The following is a 12187-nucleotide window of genomic DNA, read 5'->3' on the forward strand; positions in this document are numbered from 1 at the left end:
GGATGCAAGCGAGACTTTTACTTGAAGACGGCACCCTGTTTACGGGGCAATCGTTCGGCGCGGAAGGCGCGTCGGTGGGCGAGGTCGTATTTAATACGGGCATCACAGGATATCAAGAGGTCATCTCGGACCCATCGTATTGCGGACAGATCGTCACGATGACGTTTCCGCTGATCGGCAACTACGGCATCACGCGCGACGACTTCGAGTCGGTACGTCCGTTCATCCACGGCTTCGTCACGCGCCGCTACGAGGAAGTGCCGAGCAACTGGCGCGCCCAGGATTCCCTCGGTCATCTTCTTAAAGAGTACGGCATTATCGGCATCAGCGAAGTCGACACCCGCATGCTGACGCGGATCATTCGCCGCCATGGCGTCATGAAGGGCATCCTGACGACGGGAAGCGAGCGCGTCGAGGAGCTGCAAGAGCGCATGGGCGCAACGCCGCTGCCGCGCAACCAGGTCGCCTGGACGTCCACGAAAAACATCTTTTCAAGCCCGGGCACCAAGGAGCGCATCGTGCTGATCGACTACGGCGCGAAAAGCGGCATCCTGCGCGAACTGACGCAGCGCGGCTGCGACGTCATCGTCGTGCCGCACAACACGACGGCCGACGAGATCCGCCGCCTGCATCCGGACGGCATCCAGCTGTCCAACGGCCCCGGCGACCCCAAGGACGTGCCGGAGTCGGTCGAGACGGTCCGCCAGCTTCTCGGCGAGTATCCGATTTTCGGCATCTGCCTCGGCCACCAGCTGTTCGCGCTCGCATGCGGCGCGGACACCGACAAGCTGAAGTTCGGTCACCGCGGCGGCAACCACCCGGTCAAGGAACTCGAATCCGGCCGTTGCTACATCACTTCCCAGAATCACGGCTACACGGTCAAGGAAGAGTCCGTCGCGGGCACCGACCTCGTCGTGACGCATATCAACAACAACGATAAGACGATCGAAGGCCTGAAGCACGCCAAATTCCCGGCCTTCAGCGTCCAGTACCATCCGGAAGCCGCTCCCGGACCGTTCGACAGCAGCTATCTGTTCGACCAGTTCCTGGAGTCGATCCGCGAGCACAAGCTGAAAAACCCCGAACGCCCGCGGCAAGCGCAACTGTCGGAGATGCTGAGAGGAGAACTGCAGTATGCCCAAAAATAATGAACTCAAAAAGATTCTCGTCATCGGCTCCGGTCCGATCGTCATCGGCCAGGCGGCCGAGTTCGACTACGCCGGCACGCAAGCTTGCCAAGCGCTGAAGGAAGAAGGCCTCGAGGTCGTCCTCATCAACAGCAACCCGGCCACGATCATGACCGATACGAACATGGCCGACAAGGTATACATCGAACCGATCAACCTCGAGTTCGTCTCCCAAATCATCCGCCAAGAGCGTCCGGACGGCTTGCTGCCGACGCTGGGCGGCCAGACCGGCCTCAACATGGCCGTCGAGCTGGCGCGCGCGGGCGTGCTTGAAGCCGAAGGCGTCAAGCTGCTCGGCACGCAGCTGACCGCGATCGAAAAAGCCGAGGACCGCGACCTTTTCCGCGAGCTGATGCGCGAGCTGGAGCAGCCGGTGCCGCAGAGCGAGATCGTCACGACCGTGCAGGAAGCGGTCGACTTCGCCGACACGATCGGCTATCCGGTTATCGTGCGTCCGGCCTACACACTGGGCGGCACGGGCGGCGGCATCGCCGGCAGCGAAGAAGAGCTGCGCGAGATCGTGGCCAACGGCCTGCGTTACAGCCCGATCGGCCAGTGCTTGATCGAGAAGTCGATCGCCGGCATGAAGGAAGTCGAATACGAAGTCATGCGAGACGCGAACGACAACTGCATCGTCGTCTGCAACATGGAAAACTTCGATCCGGTCGGCGTCCACACGGGCGATTCCATCGTCGTGGCGCCTAGCCAGACGCTGTCCGACCGCGAATATCAAATGCTGCGTTCGGCTTCGCTCAAGATTATCCGCGCGCTGAACATCGAAGGCGGCTGCAACGTGCAGTTCGCGCTCGATCCGCACAGCTATCAATACTATGTCATCGAAGTTAACCCGCGCGTCAGCCGCTCCTCGGCGCTTGCCTCCAAGGCGACGGGCTACCCGATCGCCAAGATGGCGGCGAAGATCGCGGTCGGCTACACGCTCGACGAGATCGTCAACCCGGTCACGGGTCAGACGTACGCTTGCTTCGAGCCGACGCTGGACTATATCGTGAGCAAGATTCCGCGCTGGCCGTTCGACAAGTTCACGGACGCCAACCGCAAGCTGGGCACGCAGATGAAGGCGACCGGCGAAGTCATGGCGATCGGCCGCACGTTCGAAGAGTCGATTCACAAAGCGGTACGCTCGCTCGAGATCGGCGTGCACCGTCTGTTCCTCAAGGGCGCGGAAGAGCTTGACGAAGAGACGCTGACGTCGCGTCTGGCCAAAGCCGACGACGAGCGCCTGTTCCTGATCGCCGAAGCGTTCCGCCGCGGCTGGAGCTTGCAGCGCATCCAGGACACGACGAGCATCGACTGGTGGTTCCTGGACAAGATCGAACGCATCGTCTCGTTCGAAGACGTCATTCGCCGCGAGCCGGGCCTGACGCCCGAGACGCTGTACCAGGCGAAGCGCATGGGCTTCACGGACCGCGCGATCGCCGAGCTGCGCCGCGAGGGCCAAGGCGCGTCCGCCGCGCTGACGGTCGAAGCCGACATTCGCGCGCACCGTCTCGCGCAAGGACTTAAGCCGGTGTACAAGATGGTCGACACCTGCGCGGCCGAGTTCGAAGCGACGACGCCTTATTACTACTCGACGTACGAGACCGAAAACGAAGTGATCCCGAGCGACAAGCAAAAGGTCATCGTGCTCGGCTCCGGACCGATCCGCATCGGCCAGGGCATCGAGTTCGACTACTCGACCGTGCACGCGGTATGGGCGCTCCGCAACGCGGGCTACGAAGCCGTCATCATCAATAACAATCCAGAGACGGTATCGACCGACTTCAACACGTCGGACCGCCTTTACTTCGAACCGCTCTTCTTCGAAGACGTCATGAACGTCATCGAGCAGGAGCAGCCGCTCGGCGTCATCGTCCAATTCGGCGGCCAGACGGCCATCAACCTGGCGGGTCCGCTGTCCAAAGCCGGCGTACGCATCCTCGGCACCTCGCTCGACAGCATCGACGAAGCCGAAGACCGCAAGCGGTTCGAAGCGCTGCTGCGCGGACTCGAGATCGCCCAGCCGAAGGGCAGCACCGTCACTTCCGTCGACGAGGCGGTCGGCACGGCGCAGGAGCTCGGCTACCCGGTGCTCGTTCGTCCTTCGTACGTCCTCGGCGGACGCGCGATGGAGATCGTCTACTCGGACGAAGAGCTGCTCGCTTACATGAAAGTCGCGGTCAAGATCAATCCCGAGCATCCGGTCCTGATCGACCGTTATATGCTCGGCAAGGAAATCGAAGTCGACGCGATCTGCGACGGCGAGACGGTGCTCATCCCGGGCATCATGGAGCATGTCGAACGCGCCGGCGTCCACTCCGGCGACTCGATCGCGGTATATCCGCCGCAGACGCTGTCGGACGACATCAAGCAGCAGGCGGTCGACATCACGATCCGCATCGCCAAGGCGCTGAAGACGGTCGGCCTGGTCAACATCCAGTTCGTCGTCTGGCAGGATAAGGTATACGTGATCGAGGTCAATCCTCGCTCGTCGCGTACGGTGCCGTTCCTGTCCAAGGTCACGAACATCCCGATGGCGAATCTGGCGACCCGCGCGATCCTCGGCGAGAAGCTGGCCGACCTGGGTTATAAGGACGGCCTGTGGCCGGAAGACGAGCATGTATCGGTCAAGGTGCCGGTGTTCTCCTTCGCCAAGCTGCGCCGCGTCGACCCGACGCTGACGCCGGAGATGAAGTCGACGGGCGAGGTCATGGGCCGCGACCGCCACTTCGCCAAGGCGCTGTTCAAGGGGCTCATCGGCTCGGGCATGAAAATCCCGCAGTCGGGATCGATCATCGCGACGGTCGCCGACAAGGACAAGGAAGAAGCGATCGGCATCCTGCGCGGCTTCTACAACCTTGGCTACAAGCTGATCGCCACGGGCGGCACGGCGGACGCGCTCGAAGCGGCCGGCATGCGCGTCAAGCGCTGCAACAAGCTGAGCGAGGGCTCGCCGAACATCGTCGACCTGATCCGCACGGGCCAGGCGCAGTTCGTCGTCAACACCCTGACGAAGGGCAAGACGCCGGAGCGCGACGGCTTCCGCATCCGCCGAGAGGCGGTCGAGAACGGCGTCGTGTGCCTCACGTCGCTCGACACGGTGAGCGCGCTGCTGCACATGCTGCAGGCGCTGCGCTTCTCCAGCGAACCGATGCCGGTCTATTAATAATAGCGCGCCATGCCCGGTCTTCCGCCAGCTCCATCGGCGGCGGATCGGGCTTCTATATGGGCGAAAGGCGGGAAAAACCCGTAAAACGAGTCCAAAACCGAAACGGGAAGGCGGATGAACACGATGACGTTAACGCTGACGCGCAAGGAAGCGGCGGCCAAGATCATGGTCGGGCTGGACAAGCCCGACGCCGAAGCCGCATTGCAAGTCGCCGGCCGGCTAGAAGGCACGGGCTGCTGGGTCAAGGTCGGCATGGAGTTGTTCTACGCCGCCGGTCACGAGATCGTGCGGGAGCTGAAGAAGCGCGGCTTCAAAATCTTCCTCGACCTGAAAATGCACGACATCCCGAATACGGTACGCGGCGGCGCGCGCAGCATCTCCCGCATGGGCGTCGACATGTTCAACGTGCATGCGGCCGGCGGCAGCGCGATGATGCAGGCGGCCATGCAGGGCGTGAACGACGCCGTCGAAGCGGGCGAAGCGCAGTCGGCGCCGCTCGTCATCGCCGTCACGCAGCTGACGAGCACGAGCCGGGAAACGCTGAACGGCGAGATCGGCATCGCGGGCAGCGTAGAGGAGGCTGTCGTGCGCTACGCCGTGCTCGCGAAGCATGCCGGTCTGCAGGGCGTCGTCGCCTCGCCGCTCGAGGTGGAGGCCATCAAAGCCGCCTGCGGCGAGGGCTTCCTCACGGTGACGCCGGGCATTCGCCCGGCCGGCGCTGCGCTTGGCGACCAGGCGCGCGTGACGACGCCCCGGGAAGCGGTTGACGGCGGCACCGACTATCTGGTCATCGGCCGTCCCATCGTAGCCGCGCAGGACCCGGCGCAGGCACTCGAATCCATTTTGAAGGAGCTGACCGAATCATGAGCGAATCCGTAAACCTTGCGCAGCTGCCGTCCGTCATCGCGGGCGCGCTGCTGGACATCGGCGCCGTCTCGCTGCGCCCGCAGGACCCGTTTACCTGGACGAGCGGCATCAAATCGCCGATCTACTGCGACAACCGGCTGACGATGTCTTACCCGGCGATCCGCCGCACGATCGCGGAAGGCTTCGCCGCGATCATCCGCGACAAATACCCGGACTGCGAGGCCGTCGCGGGCATCGCCACGGGCGGCATCCCCCATGCGGCATGGATCGCCGACATTCTCGGGCTGCCGATGCTCTATGTGCGCGACAAAGCCAAGGGACACGGCAAGACGAACCAAATCGAAGGCCACTTCAAGCCGGGGCAAAAAGTCGTTCTGATCGAGGACTTGATCTCGACGGGCGGCAGCTCGCTCAAAGCGGCCGTCGCCGTGCGCGACGCCGGCTGCGAAGTGCAGGGCGTCATCGCGATCTTCACGTACCAGTTCCGCAGCGCGCTGGACGCGTTCGCCGCCGAGTCGGTGCCGCTCGACACGCTGTCGAGCTATAGCGCGCTGATCGACGTCGCGCTGTCGCGCGGCGCGGTCCGCGAGCAGGACGTGGCGCTGCTTCAAGAATGGCGCCAGGATCCGAAGGCGTTCGTCTGGGCTTAATCCCGGCGCAGCAAAAATAAGCCCGGCCTTTCGTCCGATCGGACGAAAGGCCGGGCTTTTCTGCATCAATCGGGCCTTGGAGCCTCAGATGACAAATTGTTAATGCGCCGCTTTCCTTGTCGTTGATTCAATCCGCGCTCACCGGGTTAATGAAGATCAATACGGTGCAAACGAGACGCTGGAACGAATAGATAACAACGACAAAGAGAGGTTGATATTGATCATGAACACCGACATCTACCAACAACTGCTGACCGAAACCGAAGATCTGCTTTATCGCGTACGCATTTACGATCGCGACATGGTTCACACCGACGAGATTATCGAGATGGACCGGACGCATGAGATGATCAGCAGCCTGCGCTGGATGGGCGAGAGCGAGATGTTCCGCACCAAGGCGATCGAAAAGCTCATCCGCATGCGCCACCGTTTGATGACGATGATGGAGGATCTGCTGTTCACCGCTTAAGCAAAAAAACCTTCGGCATTCCGCTGCGGCAGCGGAAGGCGTCCGAAGGTTTTTTGTTTGCCGCTTTTATGCATCCGGTACATCGCTTCGATGGCTTCGATCAAAATTCCCGATGCCTCCTATCGATACCGTTCATCCGAGAATAACGCCAAAAGCGGTTGTTCGAAAACCGATGTGCTGGTAATATCTATCATCAAACGGAAGGGTTTCTAGGGAGCCGACGCCCCGCAGCCAGCGGAGCGGTCGAACCGAGCGAGACCGAAGAGGCGATAGCCTCCTTACACCGTAGGGATAAAAGACCTTCGGCAAGTTCCGCCACGAGGCGGATTTGCCGCGGGTCTTTTTGGTTTGAACGCTGCATGCGCGATTCGAAAAAGGGGGGGTACCGAGATGAAGCTGGCACTCGAGGCGAGAGCGCTCGGCAAGACGTTCAGAGTAAAGGAAAAGCGGGCGGGAGTGCGCGGCAGCCTGAGGTCGCTGTTCGCGCCGGAATGGAAGGAAAAGACCGCCGTCGACCGCATCGATCTATCCGTGGCGACCGGGGAGACGGTCGCGCTGCTCGGCCCGAACGGCGCAGGCAAGTCGACGACGATCAAAATGCTGACCGGCATTTTGCATCCGACCGCCGGAGAGGCGACCGTGGCCGGACTGACGCCGTGGCGGGAGCGGACGAAGCTGGCCTATCGGATCGGCACCGTGTTCGGACAGAAGTCGCAGCTATGGTATCATCTGCCCCCGGTCGACACGTTCGAGCTGATCAGCCGGGTCTACGAGCTGGACCGCCGCGATTACGCGAAGCGACGGGACCGGCTGGTCGAGCGGTTCGAGCTCGGACCGTATTTGCATACCCCGGTGCGCAAGCTCTCGCTTGGCGAGCGCATGCGCTGCGAGATCGCCGCCTCCTTTCTCCACCGCCCGCAAATTTTGTTCCTCGACGAACCGACGATCGGGCTCGACGTCGTCGTCAAGGAGCGGATCCGCGAGATCATCCGCGAGCGCAATCGCGAGGAGGAGACGACGGTATTCCTTACGTCCCACGATGCCGGAGACGTGGAAGAGCTCTGCTCGCGGGCGATCGTCATCCATCACGGCGGCGTGCTCGTCGACCGGCCGGTCGCGCTGCTGCGGCGGGAGCTGCTCAGCAGCAAGACGGTCACGGTCACGCTGGCGGATTCAGAGGACCCGGCTACGGCGGCCGAATGGTTCGGCCGGCGCGCCTGGGCCCCGCTGCCCGAAGGCGTCGAGCTGGCGGCGATCGAAGGGAAACGCGTTCGTCTGTCGGTCGACCTGGCGCTTACGGATATGAACCAGCTGCTCGCCTCGCTGACGCAAGCGGCGCGCATCGCGGATTTGACCGTCGAGGATCCGACGCTTGAGGACACCATCAAGCATATTTACGGCATGGAAAAGACGAAGGGAGGCGTGTCGCCTTGAGCCGAACCGCTCGCATCCTGTTAGGCGCCGGCCGCAAGCAGCTCGCGGTCGTACGAATCGCCCTTCGGCAGCAGTGGGCGTACAAGGCGGACTTTTTGCTTCGATCCTGTTTTCTGCTGCTCATTCTGTACGTGCTAGGACAGTTGTACGGAGCCGCGTATGAGGGAGATTACGAACGGGCGATCGGCGGGTTCACGCTGCGGCAGATCGTCTGGTATCTCGTATTCACCGAAGCGATCACGATGGCGGGGCCGCCTGTCGGCATCAGAATCGAGGAAGAGGTCAAAAGCGGTGACATCGCCGTCCGCCTGACGAGGCCGTTGTCCTACGTCGGCTATCATTACGGCTCGTATCTCGGAGAAGGCGCCTTGCGGTTTTTCGTTCTATTGCTTGCCGGCGGGATCGTCGCCTGGTTGTCGGTCGGACTGCCTACGCTAGATTATGGCTTGCTGGCTTATCTGCCGCTCGCCATGCTCGGATTGACGTTATCGTTTTTGATGACGGCGGCCGTCGGATTGTGCGCTTTCTGGGTAGAGGAGACGCGAGGACTGGAATTCGTAGTGCAAAAGCTGCAGTTCACGGCGGGCGGCTTGCTGATCCCGATCAATCTCATGCCCGAGTGGCTGCAGCGCGTATGCGCCTGGCTGCCGTTTCAGGCGGCGCTTTACCTGCCGGCCCGCCTGGGCGTCCGGTTCGACGGCGAAGAGATGCTTCGGGCTTGCTCGCTTCAATTCGCATGGATCGCCGCGCTATCGCTGCTCGTCGCTTTCATATTCAGAAGGGGAGTGGGGAAGCTCCATGTCAACGGGGGATAAACGAATGTCGGGCACGCTCCGCTTCCTGCTCGCGAGCTGGAAGGTGAATCTCGCTTCGGCGCTGGAATATCGTTTAAGCTTCTTTTTGCTGGCGGGCATGATGTTCGTCAACAATACGATTTGGCTGTTTTTCTGGTATTTGTTTTTCGCCCGGTTTCCGGTCGTGAGCGGTTGGGAGATCGGCGACGTCATGCTTCTGTGGGCGGTCTCCGCAGGCGGCTTCGGATGGGCGAGCGTGCTGTTCGGCAACTTTCCGCGCATCGCGACGATAGTCTCCTCGGGCCAGCTGGACGTGTATTTGTCACAGCCGAAGCCGGTGCTGCTGAACATGCTGACGAGCCGCATGTCCGTGACGGGCGCGGGCGATTTTGCGTTCGGCCTGATCGTCTTTTTGTGGGCCGGCGACCTTACCCCGAGAGGCTGCTTGCTGTTCGCCTGCGCGCTGCTCCTCGCGGGCGTTTTGTTTATCGGCGTTATGGCGATCGCGGGTTCGCTCGCCTTTTGGATCGGCAACGCGGAAGGCATTGCGAGCCAGGTGTTCGGCGGCTTCATCTCGTTGACCATTTATCCGACCGGCATCTTCCGGGGGGCGGCCAAGGTCATTCTGTTCACTGTCGTTCCCGCCGGCTTCATCGGTTATATGCCGATCGGTCTCATGCGCGAATTCGATCCGGGCTTTGCCGCCGCCGCGTTCTGCGCCGCCGCGATCTTCTCCGCCTGCGGCGCGCTGCTGTTCCGCGTGGGTCTCGCGCGGTACGCGTCCGGCAATGCGATGACGATGCGAAATTAAAAAAGCGCCCCTTCGGACGATGATCCGGAGGGGCGGTGCTGCGTCGGCGGCTTTATTCCGTCGCCGTGCGGCCTCCGCTGCGGATGCTCCGCAAGTAGGTGGCGCAGGTGACGGCGAAATAGGCGGCTTGCATGACAAGATAGATCGCGAACACGACGGCCGCGTACTTGAGGATCGGACTGCCGAGCAGATTGCCCAGCGCCTGAATGGCGAACAGGGCATGGACGCTGCCGACGATGCAAGGGATGAGGAAGACGAGTCCGACCTGCGTGACGACGATTCGCCGGATCTCGGCGGCGGTCATGCCGATGCGCGACAGCGCCTTGAACTGCGCCTGGTCGTCCTGCAGCTCCGTGAACAGCTTGAAGTAGATGAGGCTGCCCATCGCGATAAAAAACAGCAGGGAAATAAACAGGCCGATGAACAAGGTCAGCGAGATCGATTGGTTGGTGGAGACGTAGCTCGGGACGCGGTACGTCTGCGCTTGCGATTCGAAGTCCGGGTCCATCGCCTTCACGATTTTGTCGACCGTGTCCTCGCTATGCTCCCAGTTCGACCAGTCGTAGCCGTAGCTGACGAGCCGGCTTGCGGCCGGCGCCGATGCGCTTAGTTGATCGAAGCGGGCGTCATCGACGACAAGCAGGTAAGTCGCGTAGGAGACGGGGCTTGCGACGGCGCCGGCATATTGGTCGGTCAATTGCAGCTTGACCGTGTCGTTGCCCAGCGTGAGACGTACCGCGCCGTTCTGGATCGGGCGGTAGCTCTCCATCTCTTGATAAGGCAAAATCATCACGGCATCGTCGCCGGCCGGGGCTACAAGCTTGCGGCCAAATCGCTTGGCCTCGCGGTTGTAGTCGCTCTCGGATACGATCATCGCCTCGAGTTCGCGTTTGCCGGCGGTCGCGCCGTCTTTCGAGAGATGTTCGCCGAGCAGGCCGGACAGCTTCTGCTGCCGGGTGACGTGCAGGCCATCCTCGCGGACGATGCGCTCCATCTTGGCGGGATCGATGACCTGATGCGCGCCTTCTCCGCGCTCGACAAAGCCGATCGCAAACGGCGTGTGGTCGAGCACTTGCGATCTTTGAAGCTGCTGCAGCACGTAGACGGTGCCGGACGCCGACAGGACGACCGCGCTCATGACCGTGATGACGAACAGGAGGCGCGCGTTGTCCTTCATTTTGTACACGAGCTGGGAGACGGTCAGCATGTTCGTCCGATCATAGTAAAATCGTTTGCGCCGCATGAGGAGCCGCAAAATCGCGACGCTGCCCTGAGCGTATAAAAAGTAGGTGCCGACTACGGTGAGGCCGACGACCGGCAGCGTCAGGACGAGGAAAGAGCGGGCGTTCATCGTCATCGCGAGCGCATAGCCGCCTCCAAGCGTCAGGAAGCCAATGACGGCAGCCCAGACGGAAAGGCGCGGCTCCGGCTTCGGCTTGCGCGCTTCGCGCAGCAGCTCCACGATCTCCGAGCGGCCGACCCGGAAGAGCGTCAGCGCCGTGATGATCATGAACAAGGCGAAAAAGCCGGCCGCCGTCATCCATAAGGCCGCGGGGGGCACCGCGAAGCGAATCGTCTCGCCGGCGTCCAACAGCGCGCCGAGCGCCAGGAAGAACAGTTTGCTGAACAGCATGCCGAGACCGATGCCGGCCGCGATGGACACCGCCGCGATGAACGCGCTCTCGTACAGCACCATTTTGCGGATTTGGCCGCGCGTCATGCCGAACAGCGTGAACAGGCCGAATTCCTTTTTGCGCGTCTTCATGAACGCCGAGTTCGAGTAGAGGACAAAGAAAAACGAGAAAACGATGATGAGAATTTCGCAGGCCAGCATGCCCTGCTTTACTTGAAGGGCGCCTTTGATCTCGCCGCTCCGGACGTCGGGATGAAACAGAAAAGCCGCGTAGAGATAGAAGATCAGGACGGAAAACACGCTGCTCAAAATAAAGGCGCTGTACGCGCGCCAATTGCCGCGGACGTTGCTAAGCGCGAGCGAACGGAATGTCATCGAAATTCCCTCCCAGCACGCTTAGAGCATCCAAGATTTGTTGGAAAAACGCCTGCCTGTTCACGCCGCGGCGAATTTCCGAAAACAGCTTGCCGTCCTTGATGAACAGGACGCGCTTGCAGTAGCTCGCGGAAAACGGATCGTGCGTAACGAGCAGCACGGTCGCGGACAAGCGCTCGTTCAGATCTTGCAGCGCGTTCATGACGTCCTTGGCGGACTTGGAGTCGAGGTTGCCCGTCAGCTCGTCCGCGAGCAGCAGAGACGGCTCGTGGATGATCGCCCGCGCGATCGCCGCGCGCTGTTTCTGGCCGCCCGATACTTCGTAGGTCCGTTTGTTCAGGATGTTCTGTATGCCGAGCAGCTCGGCGATCGGGCGCAGCTTCTGCTCGATGACCGCCGGCTTCGCGCCTTCGAGCACGAGCGGCAGGATGATATTTTCTTTGATCGGCAGCGTGTCGAGCAGGTTGAAATCCTGGAAGACGAAGCCGAGCTCGCGCCGGCGGAACAAGGCGATATCCCGCTCGCTTAAGCTTACGGGATTCGTCCCGCCGATCTCGAGCGTCCCGAACGTCGGCTTGTCGATCGTGGCGAGCAGGTTGAGCAGCGTCGTCTTGCCGCTCCCCGACGGGCCCATGATGCCGACGAACTCGCCTTTGTCGACGGAAAGGTCGATCTGGTCGAGCGCGTGGTAGGCGACGCCGCCCTTGGCGCCGTATACTTTGGACAATCCTTGCGTTTTGAGCACTTGCATGCGGTTAAACCCTCCTGCCTGTTGTCTATATGCCTTAAGTATAGCGGCGT

The 12187-nt window shown here is 61.8% G+C and carries 10 protein-coding genes; 8 read left to right on the forward strand and 2 right to left on the reverse strand.

The genetic code is table 11. The features are described 5' to 3' along the window. The first annotated feature begins 2 nt into the window (after positions 1-2). From carA to BM235_RS16605, 8 genes are all read left to right on the forward strand, one after another. Complete coding sequence (gene carA / locus BM235_RS16570) at positions 3-1148, forward strand: glutamine-hydrolyzing carbamoyl-phosphate synthase small subunit (protein WP_090115243.1); 1146 nt, start codon at positions 3-5, stop codon at positions 1146-1148. Next, positions 1135-4350 (forward strand): carbamoyl-phosphate synthase large subunit, encoded by a 3216-nt coding sequence (carB, locus tag BM235_RS16575; protein WP_090115245.1) that lies wholly within the window; start codon positions 1135-1137, stop codon positions 4348-4350. Before carA ends, carB begins: the two co-directional genes overlap by 14 nt. A 126-nt stretch (positions 4351-4476) precedes the next feature. Continuing rightward, a complete protein-coding gene (pyrF, locus tag BM235_RS16580; RefSeq protein ID WP_090115459.1) occupies positions 4477-5220 on the forward strand; it encodes an orotidine-5'-phosphate decarboxylase in 744 nt (247 codons plus the stop codon). Continuing rightward, positions 5217-5870 (forward strand): orotate phosphoribosyltransferase, encoded by a 654-nt coding sequence (gene pyrE / locus BM235_RS16585; protein WP_090115247.1) that lies wholly within the window; start codon positions 5217-5219, stop codon positions 5868-5870. The genes pyrF and pyrE overlap by 4 nt, the downstream gene beginning before the upstream one ends. Positions 5871-6093: 223 nt before the next feature. Beyond that, entirely contained in the window at positions 6094-6339 is a 246-nt protein-coding gene (locus BM235_RS16590) for a hypothetical protein (protein WP_143106688.1), read from the forward strand. 390 nt (positions 6340-6729) lie between these two features. Continuing rightward, on the forward strand, positions 6730-7773 hold the full coding sequence (locus BM235_RS16595; RefSeq protein ID WP_090115251.1) for an ABC transporter ATP-binding protein: 1044 nt from the start codon (positions 6730-6732) through the stop codon (positions 7771-7773). Continuing rightward, positions 7770-8588 carry an ABC transporter permease gene (locus tag BM235_RS16600; RefSeq protein WP_255374418.1) on the forward strand — a complete coding sequence of 273 codons (819 nt, stop codon included), beginning with the start codon at positions 7770-7772 and terminating at the stop codon, positions 8586-8588. Before BM235_RS16595 ends, BM235_RS16600 begins: the two co-directional genes overlap by 4 nt. A gap of 4 nt (positions 8589-8592) precedes the next feature. Beyond that, complete coding sequence (locus BM235_RS16605; RefSeq protein ID WP_090115254.1) at positions 8593-9378, forward strand: ABC transporter permease; 786 nt, start codon at positions 8593-8595, stop codon at positions 9376-9378. A gap of 52 nt (positions 9379-9430) precedes the next feature. Here BM235_RS16605 and BM235_RS16610 read toward each other — a convergent pair whose 3' ends face one another. After that, a complete protein-coding gene (locus BM235_RS16610; protein WP_090115256.1) occupies positions 9431-11386 on the reverse strand; it encodes an ABC transporter permease in 1956 nt (651 codons plus the stop codon). After that, positions 11361-12137 carry an ABC transporter ATP-binding protein gene (locus tag BM235_RS16615; RefSeq protein WP_090115259.1) on the reverse strand — a complete coding sequence of 259 codons (777 nt, stop codon included), beginning with the start codon at positions 12135-12137 and terminating at the stop codon, positions 11361-11363. The genes BM235_RS16610 and BM235_RS16615 overlap by 26 nt, the downstream gene beginning before the upstream one ends. Positions 12138-12187 lie beyond the last annotated feature (50 nt).

The sequence above is a fragment of the Cohnella sp. OV330 genome, assembly GCF_900112065.1.
GTDB lineage: Bacteria > Bacillota > Bacilli > Paenibacillales > Paenibacillaceae > Cohnella.

Coding starts and splice junctions, on each gene's coding strand:
- BM235_RS16610 (WP_090115256.1), bottom strand. CDS start 11,386: ATGACATTCCGTTCGCTCGCGCTTAGCAACGTCCGCGGCAATTGGCGC.
- carA (WP_090115243.1), top strand. CDS start 3: ATGCAAGCGAGACTTTTACTTGAAGACGGCACCCTGTTTACGGGGCAA.
- pyrF (WP_090115459.1), top strand. CDS start 4,477: ATGACGTTAACGCTGACGCGCAAGGAAGCGGCGGCCAAGATCATGGTC.
- BM235_RS16615 (WP_090115259.1), bottom strand. CDS start 12,137: ATGCAAGTGCTCAAAACGCAAGGATTGTCCAAAGTATACGGCGCCAAG.
- BM235_RS16595 (WP_090115251.1), top strand. CDS start 6,730: ATGAAGCTGGCACTCGAGGCGAGAGCGCTCGGCAAGACGTTCAGAGTA.
- carB (WP_090115245.1), top strand. CDS start 1,135: ATGCCCAAAAATAATGAACTCAAAAAGATTCTCGTCATCGGCTCCGGT.
- pyrE (WP_090115247.1), top strand. CDS start 5,217: ATGAGCGAATCCGTAAACCTTGCGCAGCTGCCGTCCGTCATCGCGGGC.
- BM235_RS16605 (WP_090115254.1), top strand. CDS start 8,593: ATGTCGGGCACGCTCCGCTTCCTGCTCGCGAGCTGGAAGGTGAATCTC.
- BM235_RS16590 (WP_143106688.1), top strand. CDS start 6,094: ATGAACACCGACATCTACCAACAACTGCTGACCGAAACCGAAGATCTG.